Annotated in this window: 21 protein-coding genes; 11 read left to right on the top strand and 10 right to left on the bottom strand. The window is 63.1% G+C overall.

The features are described 5' to 3' along the window. Positions 1 to 37 precede the first annotated feature (37 nt). Positions 38 to 961 carry a glutamate/aspartate ABC transporter substrate-binding protein gene (locus tag NKG59_RS14660; RefSeq protein ID WP_253538075.1) on the top strand — a complete coding sequence of 308 codons (924 nt, stop codon included), beginning with the start codon at positions 38 to 40 and terminating at the stop codon, positions 959 to 961. A 178-nt stretch (positions 962 to 1,139) separates the two neighbouring features. On the opposite strand, the gene NKG59_RS14655 is transcribed toward NKG59_RS14660, so the two are convergent. From NKG59_RS14655 to NKG59_RS14630, 6 genes are all read right to left on the bottom strand, one after another. Beyond that, positions 1,140 to 1,889, bottom strand: a complete 750-nt coding sequence (locus tag NKG59_RS14655; RefSeq protein ID WP_301288162.1) for an amino acid ABC transporter ATP-binding protein — start codon at positions 1,887 to 1,889, stop codon at positions 1,140 to 1,142. Beyond that, positions 1,886 to 2,578, bottom strand: coding sequence for an amino acid ABC transporter permease (locus NKG59_RS14650; protein ID WP_045206030.1), 693 nt, complete (start codon positions 2,576 to 2,578; stop codon positions 1,886 to 1,888). Before NKG59_RS14650 ends, NKG59_RS14655 begins: the two co-directional genes overlap by 4 nt. Before the next feature lie 2 nt (positions 2,579 to 2,580). Then, positions 2,581 to 3,276, bottom strand: coding sequence for an amino acid ABC transporter permease (locus NKG59_RS14645; RefSeq protein ID WP_045206031.1), 696 nt, complete (start codon positions 3,274 to 3,276; stop codon positions 2,581 to 2,583). A 48-nt stretch (positions 3,277 to 3,324) separates the two neighbouring features. Continuing rightward, positions 3,325 to 4,170: an ABC transporter substrate-binding protein gene (locus NKG59_RS14640; RefSeq protein ID WP_045206032.1), complete on the bottom strand. Its 846-nt coding sequence runs from the start codon at positions 4,168 to 4,170 to the stop codon at positions 3,325 to 3,327. Between the two features lie 390 nt (positions 4,171 to 4,560). Then, a complete protein-coding gene (locus NKG59_RS14635; RefSeq protein WP_253538072.1) occupies positions 4,561 to 5,139 on the bottom strand; it encodes a hypothetical protein in 579 nt (192 codons plus the stop codon). Positions 5,140 to 5,229: 90 nt separating this feature from the next. Further along, positions 5,230 to 6,021, bottom strand: a complete 792-nt coding sequence (locus NKG59_RS14630; RefSeq protein ID WP_253538069.1) for an IclR family transcriptional regulator — start codon at positions 6,019 to 6,021, stop codon at positions 5,230 to 5,232. Between the two features lie 324 nt (positions 6,022 to 6,345). Between NKG59_RS14630 and NKG59_RS14625 the strand changes: the two genes are divergently transcribed. The 6 genes from NKG59_RS14625 (at position 6,346) to pcaC (ending at position 11,624) form a co-directional block, all read left to right on the top strand. Beyond that, entirely contained in the window at positions 6,346 to 7,035 is a 690-nt protein-coding gene (locus NKG59_RS14625) for a 3-oxoacid CoA-transferase subunit A (protein WP_045206255.1), read from the top strand. Positions 7,036 to 7,141: 106 nt separating this feature from the next. Next, on the top strand, positions 7,142 to 7,804 hold the full coding sequence (locus NKG59_RS14620) for a CoA transferase subunit B (protein WP_004631136.1): 663 nt from the start codon (positions 7,142 to 7,144) through the stop codon (positions 7,802 to 7,804). A 22-nt stretch (positions 7,805 to 7,826) separates the two neighbouring features. Further along, entirely contained in the window at positions 7,827 to 9,029 is a 1,203-nt protein-coding gene (pcaF, locus tag NKG59_RS14615; RefSeq protein ID WP_045206035.1) for a 3-oxoadipyl-CoA thiolase, read from the top strand. Positions 9,030 to 9,036: 7 nt separating this feature from the next. After that, on the top strand, positions 9,037 to 10,398 hold the full coding sequence (locus NKG59_RS14610) for a 3-carboxy-cis,cis-muconate cycloisomerase (RefSeq protein WP_253538066.1): 1,362 nt from the start codon (positions 9,037 to 9,039) through the stop codon (positions 10,396 to 10,398). Positions 10,399 to 10,420: 22 nt separating this feature from the next. Further along, entirely contained in the window at positions 10,421 to 11,233 is an 813-nt protein-coding gene (pcaD, locus tag NKG59_RS14605; protein ID WP_045206256.1) for a 3-oxoadipate enol-lactonase, read from the top strand. Continuing rightward, positions 11,226 to 11,624, top strand: a complete 399-nt coding sequence (gene pcaC / locus NKG59_RS14600) for a 4-carboxymuconolactone decarboxylase (RefSeq protein ID WP_045206037.1) — start codon at positions 11,226 to 11,228, stop codon at positions 11,622 to 11,624. The genes pcaD and pcaC overlap by 8 nt, the downstream gene beginning before the upstream one ends. Before the next feature lie 99 nt (positions 11,625 to 11,723). Here pcaC and NKG59_RS14595 read toward each other — a convergent pair whose 3' ends face one another. Continuing rightward, positions 11,724 to 12,701, bottom strand: coding sequence for a LysR family transcriptional regulator (locus tag NKG59_RS14595; RefSeq protein WP_045206038.1), 978 nt, complete (start codon positions 12,699 to 12,701; stop codon positions 11,724 to 11,726). Between the two features lie 120 nt (positions 12,702 to 12,821). On the opposite strand from NKG59_RS14595, the gene pobA reads away from it, so the two are divergent. After that, positions 12,822 to 14,048, top strand: a complete 1,227-nt coding sequence (pobA, locus tag NKG59_RS14590; protein WP_253538063.1) for a 4-hydroxybenzoate 3-monooxygenase — start codon at positions 12,822 to 12,824, stop codon at positions 14,046 to 14,048. Here pobA and NKG59_RS14585 read toward each other — a convergent pair. Beyond that, entirely contained in the window at positions 14,026 to 15,132 is a 1,107-nt protein-coding gene (locus tag NKG59_RS14585; protein ID WP_253538060.1) for a glycoside hydrolase family 191 protein, read from the bottom strand. The two genes, pobA and NKG59_RS14585, sit on opposite strands and share 23 nt — an antisense overlap. Positions 15,133 to 15,443: 311 nt before the next feature. Between NKG59_RS14585 and NKG59_RS14580 the strand changes: the two genes are divergently transcribed. The 3 genes from NKG59_RS14580 to NKG59_RS14570 all read left to right on the top strand — a co-directional run bounded on the left by NKG59_RS14580 (position 15,444) and on the right by NKG59_RS14570 (position 17,772). Continuing rightward, complete coding sequence (locus tag NKG59_RS14580; RefSeq protein ID WP_004631110.1) at positions 15,444 to 15,737, top strand: hypothetical protein; 294 nt, start codon at positions 15,444 to 15,446, stop codon at positions 15,735 to 15,737. Between the two features lie 348 nt (positions 15,738 to 16,085). Further along, positions 16,086 to 16,304 carry a translation initiation factor IF-1 gene (infA, locus tag NKG59_RS14575; RefSeq protein ID WP_004631109.1) on the top strand — a complete coding sequence of 73 codons (219 nt, stop codon included), beginning with the start codon at positions 16,086 to 16,088 and terminating at the stop codon, positions 16,302 to 16,304. A gap of 472 nt (positions 16,305 to 16,776) precedes the next feature. Continuing rightward, positions 16,777 to 17,772 carry a hypothetical protein gene (locus NKG59_RS14570; protein ID WP_253538058.1) on the top strand — a complete coding sequence of 332 codons (996 nt, stop codon included), beginning with the start codon at positions 16,777 to 16,779 and terminating at the stop codon, positions 17,770 to 17,772. 129 nt (positions 17,773 to 17,901) lie between these two features. Here the strand turns inward: NKG59_RS14570 and galU are convergent, their stop codons facing one another. Continuing rightward, complete coding sequence (gene galU / locus NKG59_RS14565) at positions 17,902 to 18,774, bottom strand: UTP--glucose-1-phosphate uridylyltransferase GalU (protein WP_045206042.1); 873 nt, start codon at positions 18,772 to 18,774, stop codon at positions 17,902 to 17,904. A gap of 33 nt (positions 18,775 to 18,807) precedes the next feature. Next, a complete protein-coding gene (locus NKG59_RS14560) occupies positions 18,808 to 21,684 on the bottom strand; it encodes a valine--tRNA ligase (RefSeq protein ID WP_253538056.1) in 2,877 nt (958 codons plus the stop codon). Between the last annotated feature and the right edge of the window lie 83 nt (positions 21,685 to 21,767).

Below are 21,767 nucleotides of genomic sequence, written 5' to 3'. Positions count from 1 at the left end.
AGTAGTCTGGAGCGAACACACCCATAGGAGGGGAAGCATGAAGACCTTGCATTCGACCAAACGTATTCTGTGTGGCCTGACGCTGGCTGCGGCCGGCGCGCTGGCAGTGCTGTCGACCGGCGCCCAGGCGCAGTCGAACGACACGCTGGCCAAGATCAAGCAATCGGGCGTGATCTCGGTGGGCTATCGCGAGTCGTCGATTCCATTCTCGTACCAGGCTGACGCCAATACGATCACGGGCTACTCGCAAGAGATCTCCAACATGATCGTCGCGGGTGTGGAAAAGACGGTGGGCAAGAAGCTGCAGGTCAAGCTCACGCCGATTACATCGCAGAACCGCATTTCGCTGTTGCAGAACGGCACGATCGACTTCGAGTGCGGCTCGACCACCAACAACCTTGAGCGCCAGAAGCAGGTGGCGTTCTCGAACAACATCTTCATCTACGGCATGCTGATGCTGGTGAAGAAAGACTCGGGCATCAAGGACTTTCCCGACCTGAAGGGCAAGACCGTGGTGACCACCGCCGGCACGACCGAAGACCGCATCCTGCAAAAGATGAACGGTGAAGCCAAGGACGCCGACAAGATGAACCTGATCCTCGCGAAGGATCACGGCCAGGCGTTCCTGACGCTGGAATCGGGCCGCGCTGTGGCCTTTGTGATGGACGAGCCGCTGCTGTATGGCGAGCGCACCAAGGCCAAGAACCAGGCCGACTGGGTTGTCACGGGCAAGCCGCTGCAGACCGAAACCTACGCTTGCATGATGCGCAAGGACGATCCGGCGTTCAAGAAAGTGGCCGACGACGTGATTGCCGACCTGATGAAGTCGGGCAAGGCGAACGATCTGTACAAGAAATGGTTCCTGTCGCCGATTCCGCCGAAGGGCCTGAACCTGAACTACCAGATGACGGCCGGCATGAAGGAGCTGTACGCACACCCGAACGACAAGGCCATTCAATAACCTGCCCACCATCCTACTGCGCGGTCCGATCTTGGCCCTGTGATGCTCACCGTACCGATGTACGGCTGCGCTTCTCGGGCCAACCTCGGACCGCTCGCTACGGATCGTGAACAGGTTTAAGCGGACGGCAAAGAAAACGGGGACATCGACCCCCTATTTTTTTGCGCGCCGCCTTGGTTCAGGCGGGTTCGCTCCACGGCGAGCGGATGTCGGCCAGGAAGCGCTGCGCGCGCGGGTGTTGCGGGCGCTGGAAGAAGTCTTCCGGCGTGGCGCGCTCCAGCACCTGGCCTTGGTCCATGAACAGAACGCGGTCTGCCACCTCGCGTGCGAAACCCATCTCGTGCGTGACGCAGACCATGGTCATGCCGTCGCGGGCCAGGTCCTTCATCACCAGCAACACCTCGTTCACCATCTCCGGGTCCAGCGCGGAGGTCGGCTCGTCGAACAGCATGACGGGCGGTTTCATGGCCAGGGCACGCGCAATGGCCACGCGCTGCTGCTGGCCGCCCGACAGCTCGCCGGGGTAGGCGCCGGCCTTGTGCGGCAGCCCCACGCGTTCGAGCAGGCTCATCGCAAAGTCCTTCGCTTCCTGCGGCAGCATGCGCTTGAGCTGCACCGGCGCGAGCGTGCAGTTCTGCATGACCGTCAGGTGCGGAAACAGGTTGAACTGCTGGAACACGAAGCCGATGCCGCTGCGCAGTACGTTGACGTCCACGCCGGGCGCATGCACCTCGTGCCCGTTCACGACGATGCGGCCCTTCTGAATGGCTTCGAGCCGGTTCAGCGTGCGGATGAGCGTCGACTTGCCCGAGCCCGACGGCCCGCACACGACCACCACTTCGCCCTTGGCAACGGTTTCGTTGATGTCGACCAGCGCGTGGTAATCGCCGTACCACTTGTCGACGTGTTCGATCGTGATCATGTTCATGGTTTGGACGGAGCGCGCGCTGCAAGGCGGCGCTCCAGATAGAACGCCACGCGTGTCAGGCTGAAGCACATGATGAAGTAGCTGATGCCGAGCAGGCCGTACACCTCGGCGGATTTGACCATCACGGCGGTGCTGATCTGCCCCGCCACGAACGACACCTCGGGCAGGCTGATGATGTAGCCCAGCGAGGTTTCCTTGATGGTCGATACAAGCTGGTTGACGAGCGACGGCAGCATGTTGCGCAGCGCTTGCGGCAGGATCACCCGGCGCATTGCCTGCATGTACGACAGGCCGAGCGAGCGGGCGCTCTCCATTTGCCCGCGCGGCAACGCCTGGATGCCCGCGCGCACGATCTCCGCCAGATAGGCCCCGTCGAAAATCACCAGCGCGGTCAGCATGGTGCTGAACTGATCCGTGCGCTGGCCGGTGATGGAGGGCAGCAGAAAATACGCCCAGAAGATCACCATCAGCAGCGGCGTGCCGCGCACCACGTAGACGAGCGCGGTGGCCGGCCAGCGCAGCGCGGCGATCGGGCTCACGCGGCACAGGCCCAGGATGATGCCCATCGGCAGCGCCAGCACGAGGCCGGCGGACGCCAGCAGGAACGTCAGTGCCAGCCCGCCCAGCGGCCCGTTCGGGTACTGGCCGATCAGGTAATAGATACCGTAGGTTTGAATGAGATCGAGCATGGCTACAGCGTCCGCACGGGGTAGCGATGCTGATACCAGGCAGAGAACACCGTGATCGCAATCGAGATGGTTAGATAGGCTGCGGTGGCAAACGCAAACGCCTCAAAGCCGCGGAAGGTGGCGGACTCCACCTGCTGTGCCTGGTACATCAATTCGGCCACGCCGATGACCATGGCGATGCTCGAGTTCTTCCACAGGTTCAACGTTTGGCTGACCAGCGGCGGTACCGTCACGCGCAGCGATTGCGGCAGCACCACCAGGCGCATGGCCTGCAGGAACGAGAGCCCGAGCGCGCGGCTGGCCTCAAGCTGTTCCTTCGGGATCGAACGGATGCCGCTGCGGATGTCTTCCGCCATATACGCGGCTGTGTAGAGCACGAGCGCAATGACGGCGCTGGCGGCCTCGTAGTTCATGCTGTAGAGCCAGTCCCGGATGAACTCCGGTAGGATCTGCGGCGCGCCGAAATACCAGAACAGCATGTGGGCGAGCAGCGGCACGTTGCGGATGGCTTCGACGAAGGTCTGGCCAATGCCGCGTAGCGGTGCGGCCGGCGCCAGGCGCAGCAGCGCCACGACGATGGCAAGCGGCAGCGCCAGCACGAAGGCCAGCACTGAGAGCTTGATCGACAGGAAGAAACCGCTGACGAGCCATTGGTGATACTGCCCGGAGAGCAGCATCGACAAATCAAAATGGGGCATGGAGATTCACCGCCCAGAACGGCGTCTGGGCGGCCCGACCTTTAACGATTAATCGATCTTGTCGGTAGAAATTTTGAAGGTGCGCTGCGGGAAGGCCATCTTTGTATTCGGGCCGAACCACTTGTCGAACAGCTTCTGCGCCTCGCCGCTCTTTTCCATGCCGAGCAGCACGTCGTCGACCTGCTTCTTGAAGGCCGGCTCGCCCTTGCGGATGCCCAGTGCGAGGTGTTCGGTCGACAGGTTTTGCGGCAGGAGCGCGTAATCCTTGGCTGCCGGACCCATCTTGGCCATGTTGCCGATCAGCGTGGTTTCGTCGTTCACGTAGGCGACGCCCTTGCCTTGCTGCAGGGCCAGCAGCGCCTGCGGGCTGTTGTCGAACGAGACCACATCGGCGTTCTTGATGGTCTTGGCAATGTTGGCTTCCATGGTCGAACCCTTGACCGTCAGGAGCTTCTTGCCATCAAGCTGGGCGAGCGACGTGATGCCGCTGCTCTTCTTCACCATGGCCTTCTGGCCCGTGATGAACGTCGACACCGAGAAGTCGATCTGTGCCTCGCGCTCCTTGTTGTGCGTGAGCGAGGCGGCCAGCAGGTCCACGCGGCCTTGCTGCAGTTCGGGCAAGCGTGCGGCTACGGCCAGTTGCTTGAGCACGGGCTTGACGCCCAGGCTCTTGGCGATGGCATCGCACATGTCGACGTCATAGCCGACGATCTCGCGGCTCATCGGGTCTTTCAGGAAGCTGAACGGCTCGTCGGTGCCGAGCACGCCGCAGACAAGTTCGCCTTTCTTCTTGATGTCGGAAATTTGATCAGCGTGTGCGGTGGTGGCGATCAGGGTTGCCGCAGCCAGGATGGCTGCACCCGCAAATTGCGTCAGACGTCGGTTTGTTTTCATCGGATTTCCTCCTTGACGACTTGGGTGGTGAACTGTGTGCGAAACGAGATCAGATCGGGGATCGCCCGCGAGCATACCGGCGTGTGCGCGATTTGCATGCGCGGACTTCGGATAACCATATGACTGGGAGCAGAATACCCGCGCCAGGCCCGCGCGGAACGCCCAACTATAGTCCATGCCGACGCGGCGGAGATGGCGGATGGCAAGCAGGGCGGGGTGCAATGCACAGGCGGGTGTTGGGGTTGCCGGGTTGCGCGCGTGCAGCCCGGTAAGGCTGGCGCAGCAAGGCAGGGGCCCGGCAGATGTTGGATCAAATGAGACTTTGCCTGCCATTAATGACATGGCAGCCGACCGCGCTCCATCAGGGGATTCCCGGGGCAGAGCGTGGGGTTAGAGCGCGCCGCAGATCGATTCGTTGATGGGCACGTCGCCCACGGTCTCGTGATCGTTACCGCGATAGCGGTAGACCAGGCTCAGCCCCAGGCGCGTGAGGATGCGCACGTCGCCGTTGTTGCAGATGTTCTTCTGCAGGATCGGGACAAAATTCAGCCGAAAGCCTTGCGATGCGGCCGAGTGCGCCGCGTAGTTGGTCAGCGTGATGACGAAGACGAGGTTCTTCTTCTGGGCCAGCGAGCATTGCGCCAGCGAGGTCTCGCGGTCGAGCGGGACGGGGGTGAAGCGGTTGATTTCAGCGCAGGCCTGCGCGAGGGCACGGTCTGCATTGCGGGCGGGGCCCGTGAGGGCCGGCACGCCGGCGGCAGCCGTGCTGCGACCCGTGGCGGCGCCCACCAGCATGCGGGCCAGCGGCGTCAATTCCTGCATGGCCGTCGCCAGCGTGGTCGATTGGGCCCACACAGGGCTGGACAGCAACGGCAGGGCAAGCGCCAGGATGCACGAAGCATGCGCCCGGCGTTGGCGGCCTTTCACATCCAGACCGGTGTGAATGGCGGTGTGTTGAGTCACAGACATCCTCTTTGCCCACGGAGCCACAATTTTATTGAAAAAACTGTCGGGATGCGAGGCGCGCAGCGCATTGGGCGCTGCTGCCTTTAACTCAGGTCAGGTTCGTACCCGCACCATGGCAGAAATACGCTCGGCCGCCTGCTGCAGCGGACCGAGAAACTGCTTCGTCATCTGTTTGCCGGAAGTCCGGTTGGCCTGCCCGCTGATATTCATGGCGGCGATGATATCCCCTGCGCGATTGCGGATCGGCGCCGACAGCGAAATCAGCCCTTCCTCGAGCTCCTGGTCGACCAGCGCCCAACCCTGTTGGCGCACGCCGGCAATGACCTCCTTCAAGGCGTCGACATCTGTGATGGTGCGCTGCGTGCGTGTGCGCCGGTCCGACTCGCGCAGTGCAATGTCGAGCTGATCCTCGGGCAGGCCCGACAGCAACACGCGGCCCATCGACGTACAGAACGCGGGCAGGCGGCTGCCGACCGACAGGTTCAGCGCGATGATCTTTTGCGTGGGCACGCGCAGAACATAGACGATCTCCGTCCCATCCAATACCGAGGCAGAGCAACTCTCGTGCACCGTCTGCACGAGTTCTTCCATTACCGGCTCGGCCAGATTCCAGAACGGCATCGAGGTGAGGTAGGCGAACCCGAGATCAAGAATCTTGGGCGTGAGGCGGAAGAGGCGGCCTTCAAAGCTGACATAACCCAGGCTGACCAGCGTGAGGAGGATGCGTCGGGCGCCGGCGCGGGTTAGGCCCGTGGCCTCGGCGACTTCGGAGAGCGTTTGCTCGGGGCGTTCGGCATTGAACGCGCGAATGACCGACAGCCCCCGTGCAAAGGACTGGACGTAGGAATCGCTGGGCTTTTCGGTAGGCAGTTCGGCAGCAGACATGCAAAGAAAGACAAAAGCGGTGCAGTGGCCTCAAGACTACTGGCATTGCCCCGGTTTCGCTACTCGAACGTCTGATCGGCATGCGTACGCCTTGACACGCTCGGGAGGGGAGGCGTAGATTCGTTCTTGGATCGAACGCGAGTTCGTATATCGAACAAATGAGGGAAAGCAAGCGTGGGCCGGACAGCAAAGGCCTGTGTCGATCCAATCGTCAAACAGGAGACTCGCACGCCGCCCGTTGCGGCTCGGCCATGTCCGGCCCCCGCGATGCTCCGAACCGCGCCAGCCATCGAGAATGTGTGGCGCCCTTGCCGGAGAATGCACGTGATCAACAAGCTTTGTCCGTCTGTGGAGGCCGCCCTGGCCGATATCCCGGACGGTGCCACCATCATGATTGGCGGGTTCGGTACTGCCGGTATGCCATCGGAACTCATCGACGGGCTCATCGCGCATGGCGCGCGTGAGCTGACCATCATCAACAACAACGCCGGCAATGGCGAGACGGGCCTGGCCGCGCTGCTCAAGGCGCGTCGCGTGCGCAAGATCGTCTGCTCGTTCCCCCGCCAAGCCGATTCGTATGTGTTCGATGCGCTGTATCGCGCCGGCGAGATCGAGCTGGAACTGGTGCCGCAAGGCAACCTGGCCGAGCGTATCCGCGCCGCAGGTGCCGGCATTGGAGGCTTCTTCTGCCCGACCGCTTATGGCACGCAATTGGCCGAAGGCAAGGAAACGCGCATCATCGACGGCAAGCCGTACGTGTTCGAGTTGCCGCTGACCGCCGACTACGCCCTCATCAAGGCCCTGCGTGCAGACCGCTGGGGCAACCTCGTTTATCGCAAGACGGCGCGCAACTTCGGGCCGGTGATGGCAATGGCGGCCAAGTGCACCATCGCGCAGGTCAGCGAGACGGTGGAGCTTGGCGAGCTGGACCCGGAGCACATCGTCACGCCGGGCATTTTTGTGAAGCGCGTCGTGCAACTCGGCAGCGCTGCGCAAGCCAAGGAGGCCGCATGAGCAGCAAGCAGGGGCCCCGCATGGCGGGGATGCGCGCGTCCGCGAATGCAGGCCGTCGCCGACACTACCAAGACAAGATGAACGCTATTCGTCAGGAGGCGACCGCATGAGCGCCGAAACCACCGCCAAGATTCAACGCTGGACGCGCGATCAAATCGCTACGCGTGTGGCGCGTGACATTCCCGATGGCTCAGTCGTCAACCTGGGCATCGGCTTGCCGACGCTCGTGGCCAATCAGTTGCCGGCCGACCGCGAAATCATCCTGCACACCGAAAACGGCCTGCTGGGCATGGGCCCTGCACCCGCGCCCGGGCAAGAAGACGAAGACCTGATCAACGCCGGCAAGCAGCCCGTCACCATCAAGCCCGGTGCATCGTTCTTCCATCACGCCGATTCGTTTGCCATGATGCGTGGCGGCCATCTCGACTATTGCGTGCTTGGCGCCTTTCAGGTGTCAGCCACGGGCGACTTGGCCAATTGGCACACCGGTGCACCCGATGCAATCCCTGCCGTGGGCGGCGCGATGGATCTGGCCATCGGTGCCAAGCGCGTCTTCGTCATGATGGAGCACCAGACCAAGCAGGGTGAAAGCAAGATAGTTCCGTCGTGCACGTATCCGCTGACGGGCATCGGCTGTGTCGATACCATCTACACCGACCTCGCGGTGATCGACATCACGCCCGAGGGGCTGGTGGTGCGTGAGATGGCCGACGGCCTCGATTTCGATACGCTGCAGACGATGACGGCCGCGCCGTTGCGTCGTGCCTAGAACTATTGGAGACAGAACAATCATGACCGAAGCCTTTATCTGCGACGCCATCCGGACCCCCATCGGCCGATACGGCGGCAGCCTGTCTGCCGTGCGCGCGGATGACCTTGGCGCGGTGCCGCTCAAGGCGCTGATGGCGCGTAACCCGCAGGTCGACTGGTCGGCCATCGACGACGTGATCTTCGGCTGCGCCAACCAGGCGGGCGAAGACAACCGCAACGTGGCGCGCATGTCGTCGTTGCTGGCCGGGTTGCCGGACAGCGTGCCGGGTTCGACCATCAACCGCCTGTGCGGCTCGGGCATGGACGCGACCGGCACCGCTGCGCGCGCGATCCGCTCGGGTGAGACCGCGCTGATGATCGCGGGCGGCGTGGAGAGCATGAGCCGCGCGCCGTTCGTGATGGGCAAGGCCGCGAGCGCCTTCTCGCGCGATGCCGCCATCTACGACACCACCATCGGCTGGCGCTTCATCAACCCGCTGATGAAGGCGCAATACGGTGTCGACTCGATGCCCGAAACCGCCGAGAACGTCGCCACCGACTACAAGGTCAACCGCGAAGACCAGGACCGCTTCGCGCTGCGCAGCCAGGCCAGCGCCGCGCGTGCGCAGGAAGACGGCACGCTCGCACAGGAAATCACGCCGGTGACGATCCCGCAGAAGAAAGGCGATGCCATCGTGGTGGACCGGGATGAACATCCGCGCGCGACCAGCATGGAAGCACTTGCCAAGCTCAAGGGCGTGGTGCGTCCGGACGGCACCGTGACCGCCGGCAATGCTTCGGGCGTGAACGATGGCGCCTGCGCGCTGCTCCTCGCCAATGAAGACGCCGCCAAGCGCTTTGGCCTGACCCCGCGTGCACGCATCGTCGGCATGGCGACCGCTGGCGTGCCACCGCGCGTGATGGGCATTGGCCCGGCACCGGCGTCGCAGAAGCTGCTCAAGCAACTGGGCCTGACGATTGATCAGATGGACGTGATCGAGCTGAACGAGGCGTTTGCTGCGCAGGGTTTGGCAGTGACGCGTCAACTGGGCCTGCGTGATGACGATCCGCGCGTCAATCCGAATGGCGGCGCCATCGCACTGGGCCACCCGCTCGGCATGAGCGGCGCGCGCTTGGTGACGACGGCGATGTATCAGCTGCAACGCACGGGCGGACGCTATGCACTGTGCACGATGTGCATCGGCGTGGGGCAGGGCATTGCGCTGGTGATCGAACGCGTTTGATACGGCCATGACCAGCGGACTGCTCGATCGCGCATTCTCCACACCGGCCATGTTGGCGGTGTGGTCCGATGCGGCCACCGTGCGCGCGATGCTCGATGTGGAGGCCGCGCTCGCCCAGGCCGAGGGCGCGGTTGGCGTGATTCCGGCGCAAGCCGTGGCGCCGATTCGCGCGGTGTGCGCCAACGTTACGTTGGACTTGGATGCGCTGGGCACCGCCGCTGCCAGTGCTGGCAACCTGGCGATTCCACTGGTCAAGCAACTGACCGCCGCCGTCGCGCAGCACGATGAAAGCGCCGCGCGCTACGTGCATTGGGGCGCGACCAGCCAGGACATCATCGATACTGGTCTGATGCTGCAGTGGCGGCAATCGGCGGAGTTGATCGACGCGGATCTGCAGAAGCTGGCGGACGGTCTGGCCGCGCTGGCGCAACGTCATCGCAATACGCCGATGGTGGCGCGCACATGGTTGCAGCAGGCGCTACCGACAACGTTCGGGCGCAAGGTTGCGGGCTGGCTGGAAGCGGTGCATCGGGCGCAGGATCGTTTTGCCGCATTGCGCGCGCATGTGCCCGCGCTGCAGTTTGGCGGAGCGGCAGGCACGCTTGCCAGCTTGGGCGAACATGCACGTGCCGTCGCTCAAACGCTGGCGCACGAGCTTGACTTGCCGCTGCCGGCGCTCTCCTGGCACGGCGAGCAAGATCGAATCGCCGATATTGGCACCACGCTCGCGCTGCTGACCGGCACGCTGGGCCACTTCGCGCGCGATCTCTCGCTGATGATGCAGACCGAGGTCGGCGAGGTTGCCGAGCCGTCCGGTGCAGGCAAGGGCGGCTCTTCCACCATGCCGCATAAACGCAACCCGGTCGGTTGCGCGACGGTGCTGGCTGTGGCCGCACGCATGCCGGGGTTGGCGAGCACGCTGCTGTCTGCGCTGCCGCAGGAGCACGAACGCGCGCTCGGCGGCTGGCAGGCGCAATGGGCGACGTTGCGCGAGATGGCTTGCCTCGTGGCCGGCGCACTCGATCGCATGCGTGAGATTGTTGAAGGTTTGCATGTTGACGACGCTCGCATGCGCGCGAATCTGGACCTCACGCACGGCCTGATCCTTGGTGAAGCCGTGATGCTGGCGCTCGGCGCAGATCTTGGTCGCCTGCAAGCGCACCATGTGGTCGAAGCGGCCAGCCGCAAAGCCGTACAAGAGAGCAAAACGCTGCATGACGTGCTGGCCCAAGACGCCGACGTCCTGCGCATCTGGGGCACCGCCACGCCGCAACGGCTGAGCGCGCTGCTCGATCCCACCCATTACCTTGGCGATGCGGGCGCCGCTGTCGACCGCGTGCTCGCGGAACACGCTCGCCGCCACCCCTGAACACGCATTCCACGGAGACACCATGCCCTGGCTTGAACACGACAACGTCCGCCTGTATCACGAATTCGATGATGGGCCCGCCACGGGTAAGCCGGTGCTTGTGCTGTCGAACTCGCTAGGCACCAACCTGGGCATGTGGGAGCCGCAGCTCGAAGCGCTGCGTCAGCACTTCCGCCTGTTGCGCTATGACCAGCGTGGCCACGGCAAGTCGAGCGTGCCCGACGCGCCGTTCGGTGTCGCACAGCTTGGCGGGGATGTGCTTGCGTTGCTCGACCACTACAACATTGAGCTTGCGCTGTTCTGCGGCCTGTCGATGGGCGGCTTGACTGGCCTGTGGCTGGCCGCGTATCACGGCGAGCGCTTCCCGCGCATGGTGGTGACGAACACCGCCGCGCTGATCGGCACGCAGCAAAGCTGGAACACCCGCATCGCGCAGGTCGAACAGGGCGGTATGGCTAGCATTACGGAAACCGTGCTGGAGCGCTGGTTCACGCAGGGCTACCGCGATGCCAACGCAAGCCGCGTCGACATCGTCAAGGCGATGTTGCTGTCGACGCCGGACGCGGGCTACAACGGCAACTGCGGCGCGATTCGCGATGCGGATTTACGCGCGCAGCTGCCGGACATCCGCGTGCCGATGCTGGTGATCGGCGGCACGCACGATATCTCCACGCCCGCCGCTCAGACCAAGCTCATTGCCGACGGCGTGCCCGGTGCGCAATACATCGAACTCTCCGCTGGCCACCTCGCCAACTGGGAGCAGGCTGACGGCTACACCGAAGCGCTGGTCAGCTTCTTGACGACGGGCGTTGCGCGCGAGGTCTCCCATGGATGATCGCGAACGCTACGCTGCGGGCATGGAAGTGCGCCGCGCTGTGCTGGGTGATGCCCACGTCGATCGTGCCAACGCCGCGCAGACCGAGCTGACCGCACCGTTCCAGGATCTCATCACGCGCTATGCCTGGGGCGAAATCTGGACACGCCCCGGTTTGCCGCGCCACACGCGCAGTCTCCTGACGATCGCCATGATGGTCGCCCTCGGCCGCGACGGTGAGTTGCGTCTGCATCTGCGTGCCGCTGCCAACAACGGCGTCACGCGCGACGAGATTCAGGAAACGCTGCTGCAGACCGCCATCTACTGTGGCGTGCCGGCGGCCAACCATGCGTTTCATCTGGCGCAGACGGTGTTTGCGGAGATGGACGCGGAGGCCGCTTCGAAGACGTAGACGCAGAATCCTCCGTCTCGGGTAGGCGCCACGCAACACACCGGGAAAATGGCCGCCGACGCCGCCTGCGCGTGATTGTGAACATCCGGGGCAGGTCGATTACTTCGTGTTTTTGCGTTTAGCGGGCCGATGGCCGGGCTCGCGCCATTCATCCGCCTCGTCGTTGAACAGCGACGACACCAGCGCGCGGAACCATTGGTTGCGCGTGTCGTTATGGAATTTGCGATGCCAGTGCTGCTTGAGATCGAAGCTCGGCAGCTCCAGCGGCGGCTCCATCACGCAGATGTTGGCGTGCGATTGCATGAACGACAGGCCCACCGCGTGCGGCACCGTCGCAATCAAGTCCGTGCGCGCCAGGATGAACGGAATGCTCATGAAATGCGGTGTCAGCAGCGCTGGCTTACGGCGGATGCGCTTGCGTTCCAGAAACCGCTCGTACAGTTCCTGACTGCGCCCCTCCGCGCGCACCACGGCGTGCCCGTATTCCAGGAACTGCGCCATCGACAGCTTTGTGTTGCCGCCGCGCGTGACGGGATGATCGGCGCGCACGATGCATGTGAAATAGTGCGTAAACAGCCGCTGCTGGAAGAAGTTGTTCTTCTTCAAGTCAGGGAAGTAACCCACAGCCAGGTCGAGCGAACCGGTCTCTAGCGCGCGCTCGATCTGCGCCGGCGGCAGCGATACAGACTGCACCGACGCCCGCGGCGCCTGCCGCGCCATCGCCTCGACAATGCGCGGCAAAAACACCATCTCGCCCACGTCTGACAACGAGATCGAGAACGTATGCGTGGTCGTGGCCGGATCGAACGCGCCGGTTTCCAGAATGCCCTGCTGCACACGCGCCAGCACATCGCGTGCTGCAGGAATGAGCGCCAGCGCTCGCGGCGTCGGCTCCATGCCGCGCGAGGTGCGTACAAACAGCGGGTCGTCAAACGCGGCACGCAGCTTCCCCAGCGCGGTGCTCACGCCAGGCTGGCTCATACCGAGCTGTTGCGCGGCCATGCTCACGCTGCGCGCGTCGTGCAGCGCCAGCAGGATCGGCAACAGATTCAGGTCAAAGTCGGGCAGGGTCGACATGGCAAACGTACTATCTGAATTAGCGATAAAGTTTATCGTCAATATTGCATTGTGCGATATCAAGGCACAGGCCAACAATGGTTGCCAGAACGATTCCAAACACCTCTGGAGACAACCACCATGCGCACCCAGGTCGCCATCATCGGCGCGGGCCCGGCAGGCCTTCTGCTCGGGCAGCTTCTGCACCGCAACGGCATCGACGCCGTCATCCTCGAAACCAAGAGCCGCGCGTACGTTGAAGAGCGCATCCGTGCCGGCGTGCTGGAGCAAGGCACGGTCGATGTGCTTAACGAAGCGGGCGCGGGCGAGCGGATGCGCCGCGAAGGGCTGGTCCACCACGGCATCGATCTGCTATTTGGTGGCAAGCGCCATCGCATTGACCTGACGGCGATGTCGGGCGGCCGCTCGATCACCGTGTATGGGCAGCATGAGGTGGTCAAGGATCTGATTGCGGCGCGCATGGAGCAGGGCGCTCCGCTGCTGTTCGATGTGAGCGATGTGTCGGTACACGACATCGAGTCGGCCACGCCTTCGGTGCAGTTCGTCCACGACGGCGTGCCGCAGACATTGCAATGCGATTACATCGCCGGATGCGATGGCTTTCACGGCATCTGCCGGCAAGCGATTCCGGCGCAGCGGCAAGCGGTGTTCGAGCGCGTGTATCCGTTTGCCTGGCTTGGCATCCTGGCGGAAGCCGAGCCCGCCGTGGAAGAGCTGATCTACGCGAGCCACGACCGCGGCTTTGCGCTGTTCAGCATGCGCTCACCCAAGATCACGCGGCTTTACCTGCAATGCAAGCCCGATGAAAACCTGGCCGAATGGTCCGATGCGCGCATCTGGGATGAACTCCACACGCGACTGGAGAACAACGACGGCTGGCGCCTGAAGGAAGGCCCGATCCTACAGAAGAGCGTCACGCCGATGCGCAGCTTTGTCTGCGAGACGATGCAGTACGGCCGCCTGTTCCTGGCGGGGGACGCCGCGCACATCGTGCCGCCCACCGGCGCGAAGGGGATGAACCTGGCTGTGGCTGACGTTCGCGTGCTGGCTCAGGCGCTCACCGCGCGCTACAAGCAGGACGACACCGCCCAGCTTGCAAGCTACTCCGAACGCTGCCTGCAACGCGTCTGGCGCGCCGAGCATTTCTCGTGGTGGATGACGTCGATGCTGCATCGCTTTGACGACCACGCGCCGTTCATGCAAAAGCTGCAGCGCGCCGAGCTGGACTACGTGACCAGCTCACCGGCCGGGGCCCGCGTGCTGGCCGAAAACTACGTCGGCCTGCCGTTTGCCGATACGGCGGCCGGTGCGTCGTTGAGCGTAGTCAATAATTCCAGGGCGGCGTAGTCGTCGGCTTGGACAGCGCAATGCGGGAGACCAGCGGGTGGAAGCCTTGCCCGCGCGAAGCCGTGTAGACCTTCTGCGCGTTGGTGGTCTTCAACGCGTAGTCGATCGTGAAGACGGGCACGTTCCCAGCGCAGTATTTCTGGAGTTGGTTAATCGTCCATTGCGTGTCATCTGCACTGGCGGCCTTGTCGCCGCCAGAGGCGCTGCCCCACGCGGCATCCGCACTGCCGCCGAACCACGTGTCTTCCTGCGAGATGCCGTCGATTGTTGCCAGCAAGGTTGATTCACCGCCGTCGTCGATCAACGAGGGTGCGTTTTGCTGGATCACCGCGAACTGCGGATTGATGGCGCGGCCCGCTGCACGGATTTTGGCGATGAAATCCACCATGGCCTGCGCCGGGTCGACGCCAGCCGCCTGGGCCGCGTCCGCCACCGAAGGCTCGGCGTACGCCTCGACCCAATCCAGATAAACGCCATCGAACCCTTCGCGCGCCAGTTGCGCGACGGCGCCGTTCGGCCCGAGCCAGAGCGCTTGCCAGCGCGGATCCCAGAACGCTACGGGGTAGTCACCGGCCCAGCCATCGGGGTCGGCCTTGATGATGAAGTCGGGCGTGCCGGGGCCGTCAGCGGTGGGCGCCTTCCAGTTCGACGCCCAATAGGTACGGAAGTCTTCGGCCTCGCCAATGTCGATGTACGCGAGCACCTTGCGCGCGGAGCCGTCGGGCTTGGTGTGCAGGCGCGCCACCATGTCGACGGTGTTGAAGTTCTCCAGCCCTTTGACGGTGTTGTTGGCCTCGATTACCAGCATGTCGTACGGCTGCGCATCCAGCGCATCGATCTGCGCGCCGGTGGTCATGCCCTGCAACTGATACATCCACGTTTGCACGCCTGCCAGCGGCGAGGTGCCGTTGACTCCGCAAGCGGGTGTGGTGGCCGTGGCAGTACTAGCCATCTTTTTCGACGCTGCCGCGGTATTGGAAGCAGCGCCAGCTTGCGGGCTCAATGACGAACCACCGTCGCCGCCACCACAGGCAGACAGCATTAGCCCGGCACATGCCAGGGCAATTGGAGAGATCAGGCGCATTGTCACTCTTGAGAGGATTGGGAGGCAGTGCCGTGCTCAGAGCGTGCGTATCCGTTTGAATGCCCCGGCAGGCACCAATCAATCCAAGCTAGCACAATCGGATCGCCCCGCCCCGTGCGGCCGGGGCGGGGCGTTCTGAAACTTCTTTAGACCAGCGTTCGTCGTCGCTTCGGACCTCTTTGCCATGGCCGATTGGTCTGCACCTGCTGTGCCGTGCCCGAAGTCAAACGTTGCCGTCGCTTTCATCGCCATGCAAAACGCACGGGTGTATAGTCAGACAGCACTCGACGTTCAAGAAGGGGGCATTTCAGATGGACACTTCGCCGGCGGGCCAATACAAAGGCTTCGACATTTATCCGTTGGCTTTCCAACATGAACGCACGGCACGCTGGCCTGAGGCCAGGGAAGATCGCAGCTACAACGCTGCCGTGATGATCTGTAGGGCGGGGGAGTCGCCCGAACCCGGGCAGACGCAGGTCTTCCGCCTCTCAGGGGATCGACAATTCAGCAATGTGGGTGCTGCGCGCATTGCAGCGCTGCGCTTTGCTGAGAGCATCATCGATGGCGACGTGCCTGAACTGTCGCTTCCTGCCGACGGCGCCTGAACCCGCGGAAGCTCCCCGTGGTAGAATAGAAAGCGAATCCGGCTCGCCTCCGCGCCAATCCTGGCCGGTAGCAGCTGAGTCCAGCACCGGGGAATACCCCGCGCCGAGTCGGGCGGCGCGCTTCTGCGACCGCCACCCATCCTCGCTCTCGCTTGCACGAAACGGCGCGCGCCACTGGCGGGCGCGATTTGTGTTTCGTGCAACTCGGTACCCCCCAAGCCCGCTGTCCGGGCAGATGATCGCGGCGTACCGCTGCATGCATCCTAGATGCGTGTGGCGTGGTTCGGGTGGGTCATCACATCATTGCAACCATCGGCGCAGCCGCGTGCTGCATACAAAGGAACGAGTTTGGCCAAGGAAGAACTGATTGAATTTGAAGGGGTGGTGTCTGAAGCACTACCCGACAATCGTTTTCGCGTGCAGTTGGAAAACGGCGTGGAAATCTGGGCTTACGCATCGGGCAAGATGCAGAAGCACCGTATCCGCATTCTCGCGGGCGACCGCGTGAAGCTGGAGATGTCGCCGTACGACCTCACGAAGGGTCGCATCAACTACCGGCACAAGTAAAAACGGCTGTGCCGCCAAGACGTCCACCCCGTGGGCGTTTCGAAGAACCGCGCGTCTGCCCGACCCGCGGTTTTTTTATTATTGCTGCGTAAGCAGCGTTAAATTTCGTTGATCTCCCGACAACATCCGGTATCATGCCGCTTGGCTGCCAACGGGGGGAGCGCAGTTGGTAGCCAACTGAAGTGCAGGGCTTGTCACATTTTTCAAGCCGCGTGCTGCCCTCGGGCGAGCTCGCGCCAGCTGTACCAGTCCACTCAATAAGCGCACGGCCGTTGATCGATCCATCGACTCAGCAGGACCTCTAATCGCGCATCCATTCGCCGACCGGGGCGTCATCTGACGCTCGCACCCGTTCGGTGTTCAGTGTGTCAAAGGAGTCACACCACATCGGGATACCGCACAGGTAGGACGGCGCTTGTCCATCGCAGTACTGGGCGTAACGTTTTTGCGTCCGAGGGAATAGAAAATCACAATGTTGGAAACCAAGAAAGCAGCACAGAGGGCGGCGCGCATGAGCCTGCGCGCTTTGGTGGGTCTGGCGGCGGCAACAACGCTGACAGGTCTGGGAATACAAAATGCCTCGGCGCAGGCCACGCGCCCGAAGGCACCCATCTACGGCGTCACGCTTGATGACGTCAGCAAAATCAATGCGATCGTGGCGTCGCTCACGCACCTGCCGTACAAGCCGACCGTGCGCGTGGTCTTCGACCCGGGTACATCGGCAGCCGACTATTACGCACCGCTGGTCAAGCTTCATCAAGTTGCCTACGTGATGGGCGAAGTGATGGATTCGTACTATTTCCCGGTCGACTCGACCACTTACAGCGCACGCACTAACGAGTTGGTGAGCACGCTGAAGAATGTCGTGGACGTATGGGAAATCGCCAATGAAATCAATGGCGAATGGTTGCGTGCCAATCCGAGCGGTCCGACCGCGACGGCAACGTCGCAGGAACAGCAGATCGGTCAGATGGTCGGCAATGCCTACGACATCGTGAAGGGTGCGGGTGGCCTGGTGTCGGTGACGATGTACTACAACGACGATGGCAAGGGCACCAACTGCTACGAACTGTCGATGGACTCATGGCGTACCTGGGCGACCAATTTCCTGCCGTCCCGTGTGCTCCAAGGTGCGGACTACGCACTGTTCAGCTACTACCCGTACCAGGACTGCCCGGGTTTGAATCCGTCGTGGGCAAACGATTTCAAGTTGCTTGAAAGCATCTTCCCGGCCGCGAAGGTGGGCTTTGGTGAAATCGGTACGTCCAGTACGTCGGCGCCGCTGTCGGTGCAGCAGAACTTGATCAAGTCGTACTACCCCATGGGTACCACCTCGATGGCAGCGGATCCGCGCTTCATCGGCGGCTACTTCTGGTGGAACTACGTTGAGCAGATGCTGCCGTACAGCACCAGTTCGTACTGGAGCTTGCTGAACAACACCATCAAACCGCTGACGGCGCCGCAATAAGAAGGGCTGCAGCCTCTCCTCGCAAAAGGGTGGAACTCCGCGCCGGACGGACGGGACACGATCCGGCAACAAAAAACCCGCGTCAGCTCACGCTGCGCGGGTTTTTTCCATGGCGACGCGCCTATTGGCTCAGCCGCGCGCAGCCAGATAGGCTCGGAAGTCGGCAGCGACTTCCTTGTGCTTGAGCGCCAGTTCTACCGTTGCCTTCAAGTAGCCTAACTTGCTGCCGCAGTCGTAGCGCACGCCTTTGTAGCGATAGGCGAGCACCTGCTCTGCGGACAGCAACGACTGGATGGCGTCCGTCAGCTGCAGTTCACCGCCCGCGCCCGGTTTGAGGTTGCGGATGTGTTCAAAAATGCGCGGCGTGAGGATGTAGCGGCCGACCACGCCCAGGTTGGACGGCGCGTTTTCCGGCGCCGGCTTTTCGACGATGCCCGACATCTTGATCACGCTGCCGTCCTCTTCCCACGGCCGGCCATCGACCACGCCGTACGAACGGCTCTGCTCGCGGTCAATTTCTTCCACGCCAATTACCGAGCAGTTGTAGTGTTCGTACAGGTCGACCATCTGCTTCATGACGGGCGGGTCGCCGTCCAGCAGGTCGTCAGCCAGGATGACGGCGAAAGGCGCATCGCCGACGAGCTTCTCGGCACATTGCACGGCATGGCCCAAGCCCAGCGCTTCAGGCTGGCGCACGTAGAAGCAATCCACATGCGACGGCTTGATCGAGCGTACGACCTCAAGCAGGGCAGTCTTGTGCTTGGCTTCCAGTTCCGCTTCCAGTTCGTAAGCCTTGTCGAAGTGATCTTCGATGGCGCGCTTGCTACGGCCCGTGACGAAGATCATCTCGGTGATGCCGGCGGCCATGGCTTCTTCCACGGCGTACTGGATCAGCGGCTTGTCCACGACCGGGAGCATTTCCTTCGGGCTGGCCTTCGTGGCCGGCAGAAAGCGGGTTCCGAGCCCCGCGACGGGGAAAACGGCTTTGGTGACGCGTTGCATCGTGGTTTCCTTGATATCGATTGTTCTGGGCGCTCAGGCAGCCTGTACCGGCAGCCGTGCAATCTGGGCTTCCAGCTTGGCCAGCGTGGCTTTGAAATCCGTCACACGCTTTTGTTCCTGTTCCACCACGGCGGCCGGCGCGCGGGCAACGAACGATTCGTTGCCGAGCTTGGCTTCGCACTTGGTGATCTCGCCGCGCAGGCGGTCGATTTCCTTCGACAGGCGCGCATGCTCGGCGGCCACGTCGATCTCGATTTTCAGCAGCAGCTTGTTCTCGCCGACGATGGCGACCGGTGCGCCGGCACCGTCCTGCTCCATGGCGGCCGCATCCGTGTAGACCTTCACTTCAGACAGCTTGCCCAGCGCTTGGACGTACGGCGCCGCCACCTGCAGGAATTCGGCCTCGCCATTGGCGTACAGCGGCACGCGCTGTGCGGGGGAAATGTTCATCTCACCGCGCAGGTTGCGGCAGGCGTCCACCAGTGCTTTCAACTGCTGCACCCATTGTTCGGCCTGCTCGTCGATCTTGCTGAGCACGGCGCGGGGGTACTCCTGCAGCGCGAGGCTTTCGGTGCCGTCGCCCTTGGCGCGGCCGGCCATCGGTGCAACCTTCTGCCAGAGTTCTTCGGTAATGAACGGAATGATCGGATGGGCGAGGCGGAGCACCGTTTCCAGCACACGCAGCAGCGTGCGGCGCGTGGCGCGCTGTTGAGCCGGCGTGCCGGTCTGGATCTGCACCTTGGCCAGCTCCAGATACCAGTCGCAGTATTCGTCCCAGACGAACTTGTAGATGGCGTTGGCGATGTTGTCGAAGCGGTAGTCGGCAAAGCCTTTCTCCACTTCAGTTTCCACGCGTTGCAGCAGCGAGACGATCCAGCGGTCGGCCTGCGAGAAGTGCAGGTAGCCTTCTGGGCCGCAATCACCGACGCATTCCTGCATGCCGCAGTCCTGGCCTTCGGTGTTCATCAGCACGAAGCGCGTGGCGTTCCAGAGCTTGTTGCAGAAGTTGCGATAGCCCTCGCAGCGGCCCGGGTCAAAGTTGATGCTGCGGCCAAGTGTGGCGAGCGAGGCGAACGTAAAGCGCAGCGCGTCGGCACCGAATGCCGGAATGCCTTCGGGGAATTCCTTGCGCGTGCGCTTCTCGACCTTGGGCGCGTCCTTCGGGCGGCGCAGGCCGGTCGTGCGCTTGGCCAGCAGCGGCTCCAGCGCGATACCGTCGATCAGATCCACCGGGTCGAGCGTGTTGCCCTCGGACTTGCTCATCTTCTTGCCTTCCGAATCGCGCACCAAGCCGTGCACGTAGACGGTGTGGAAGGGCACTTCGCCGGTGAAGTGCAAGGTCATCATGACCATGCGCGCCACCCAGAAGAAGATGATGTCGTAGCCCGTGACCAGCACGGTGGACGGCAGGAAGTGCTTCAGTTCCGGCGTATCGGCCGGCCAGCCCAGCGATGAGAACGGCACCAGCGCGGACGAGAACCACGTGTCCAGCACGTCGTCGTCACGCGTGAGCGTGCCGGTGTAGCCCTTGGCCGTCGCTTGGGCCTTGGCTTCTTCTTCGGTACGGCCGACGTATACGTTGCCGGCTTCGTCGTACCACGCCGGAATCTGGTGGCCCCACCACAGTTGGCGCGAGATGCACCAGTCCTGGATGTTGTTCAGCCACTGGTTGTACGTGTTGACCCACTGCTCGGGCACGAGCTTGATCTTGCCGCTCTGCACGGCGTCCAGCGCCACTTCAGCGATGGAGCGGCCCGGGAAGCGCGTGCCTTCCGGCGCCGGTTTGCTCATGGCGACGAACCACTGATCCGTCAGCATCGGCTCGATCACGACGCCGGTACGGTCGCCGCGCGGCACCATCAGCGTGTGCTTTTTGACTTCAGCCAGCAGGCCCTGCGCTTCGAGGTCTTCGACCATCTTCTTGCGCGCGTCAAACCGATCCATGCCTGCGTACGCGGCCGGAGCATCGGCAACGATCTTCGCGTCGAGCGTCAGGATCGACAACTGCGGCAGCTTGTGGCGCTGGCCCACGGCGTAGTCGTTGAAGTCGTGGCCCGGGGTGACCTTGACCACGCCGGTGCCGAATTCGCGGTCGACGTATTCGTCTGCAATCACCGGGATCTTGCGATCGGTCAGCGGAAGGTGAACGAACTTGCCGATGAGGTGGGCGTAGCGCTCATCCTCGGGGTGCACCATCACGGCCGTGTCGCCGAGCATCGTCTCGGGGCGGGTGGTGGCCACCGTCAGGTGTGTCAGGCCGTGCACGGCGTCCGGTTCGGCCAGCGGATAGCGGATGTGCCACAGCGAGCCTTCTTCCTCTTCGCTCACCACTTCCAGGTCGGATACGGCGGTGCCGAGCACCGGGTCCCAGTTGACCAGGCGCTTGCCGCGGTAGATCAGGCCCTGCTCATACAGACGCACGAAGACGTCGCTGACCGCGCGCGACATCTTCGGGTCCATCGTGAAATATTCGCGCTCCCAGTCGATGGAGGCACCCATGCGGCGCACTTGGCGCGTGATGGTCGAGCCCGATTGCTCCTTCCATTCCCACACCTTCTCGACGAACTTCTCGCGGCCCATGTCATGGCGCGACACGCCTTGGGCATCCAGCTGGCGCTCGACGACGATCTGCGTGGCAATGCCGGCGTGGTCGGTGCCCGGTACCCACAGCGTATTGGCGCCGGCCATGCGCGCGTGGCGCGTCAGGCCATCCATGATGGTCTGGTTGAACGCGTGGCCCATGTGCAGCGTGCCCGTCACGTTCGGCGGCGGAAGCTGGATACAGAAGTCGGGCTTGCCGGCTTCGAGCGTCGCGCGGGAGACGCCCATCGCTTCCCAAGCCGCGCTCCACTTCTGCTCGATGGTGGCGGGTTCGAAACTCTTGGCGAGGGACTGGTTTTGATCGGTCATGCTGACAGGGCGCGCAATCGGCGTAAAAAGACGTTTGGCCCAGGAAAATGGCGGGCGAAAGCTTGGAATTATACGGCGTGTCG

The organism is Ralstonia chuxiongensis (genome assembly GCF_024158925.1).
Taxonomy (GTDB): Bacteria; Pseudomonadota; Gammaproteobacteria; order Burkholderiales; family Burkholderiaceae; genus Ralstonia; species Ralstonia chuxiongensis.
Note: the sequence above shows the minus strand (reverse complement) of the source record. Positions and strands in the feature narration are given on the sequence as shown.

What these genes read in the sequence shown, in the direction of transcription:
- NKG59_RS14660 (WP_253538075.1), top strand. Translation starts at nt 38, where the DNA reads ATGAAGACCTTGCATTCGACCAAACGTATTCTGTGTGGCCTGACGCTG.
- NKG59_RS14655 (WP_301288162.1), bottom strand. Translation starts at nt 1,889, where the DNA reads ATGAACATGATCACGATCGAACACGTCGACAAGTGGTACGGCGATTAC.
- NKG59_RS14650 (WP_045206030.1), bottom strand. Translation starts at nt 2,578, where the DNA reads ATGCTCGATCTCATTCAAACCTACGGTATCTATTACCTGATCGGCCAG.
- NKG59_RS14645 (WP_045206031.1), bottom strand. Translation starts at nt 3,276, where the DNA reads ATGCCCCATTTTGATTTGTCGATGCTGCTCTCCGGGCAGTATCACCAA.
- NKG59_RS14640 (WP_045206032.1), bottom strand. Translation starts at nt 4,170, where the DNA reads ATGAAAACAAACCGACGTCTGACGCAATTTGCGGGTGCAGCCATCCTG.
- NKG59_RS14635 (WP_253538072.1), bottom strand. Translation starts at nt 5,139, where the DNA reads ATGTCTGTGACTCAACACACCGCCATTCACACCGGTCTGGATGTGAAA.
- NKG59_RS14630 (WP_253538069.1), bottom strand. Translation starts at nt 6,021, where the DNA reads ATGTCTGCTGCCGAACTGCCTACCGAAAAGCCCAGCGATTCCTACGTC.
- NKG59_RS14620 (WP_004631136.1), top strand. Translation starts at nt 7,142, where the DNA reads ATGAGCGCCGAAACCACCGCCAAGATTCAACGCTGGACGCGCGATCAA.
- pcaF (WP_045206035.1), top strand. Translation starts at nt 7,827, where the DNA reads ATGACCGAAGCCTTTATCTGCGACGCCATCCGGACCCCCATCGGCCGA.
- NKG59_RS14610 (WP_253538066.1), top strand. Translation starts at nt 9,037, where the DNA reads ATGACCAGCGGACTGCTCGATCGCGCATTCTCCACACCGGCCATGTTG.
- pcaD (WP_045206256.1), top strand. Translation starts at nt 10,421, where the DNA reads ATGCCCTGGCTTGAACACGACAACGTCCGCCTGTATCACGAATTCGAT.
- pcaC (WP_045206037.1), top strand. Translation starts at nt 11,226, where the DNA reads ATGGATGATCGCGAACGCTACGCTGCGGGCATGGAAGTGCGCCGCGCT.
- NKG59_RS14595 (WP_045206038.1), bottom strand. Translation starts at nt 12,701, where the DNA reads ATGTCGACCCTGCCCGACTTTGACCTGAATCTGTTGCCGATCCTGCTG.
- pobA (WP_253538063.1), top strand. Translation starts at nt 12,822, where the DNA reads ATGCGCACCCAGGTCGCCATCATCGGCGCGGGCCCGGCAGGCCTTCTG.
- NKG59_RS14585 (WP_253538060.1), bottom strand. Translation starts at nt 15,132, where the DNA reads ATGCGCCTGATCTCTCCAATTGCCCTGGCATGTGCCGGGCTAATGCTG.
- NKG59_RS14580 (WP_004631110.1), top strand. Translation starts at nt 15,444, where the DNA reads ATGGACACTTCGCCGGCGGGCCAATACAAAGGCTTCGACATTTATCCG.
- NKG59_RS14570 (WP_253538058.1), top strand. Translation starts at nt 16,777, where the DNA reads ATGTTGGAAACCAAGAAAGCAGCACAGAGGGCGGCGCGCATGAGCCTG.
- galU (WP_045206042.1), bottom strand. Translation starts at nt 18,774, where the DNA reads ATGCAACGCGTCACCAAAGCCGTTTTCCCCGTCGCGGGGCTCGGAACC.
- NKG59_RS14560 (WP_253538056.1), bottom strand. Translation starts at nt 21,684, where the DNA reads ATGACCGATCAAAACCAGTCCCTCGCCAAGAGTTTCGAACCCGCCACC.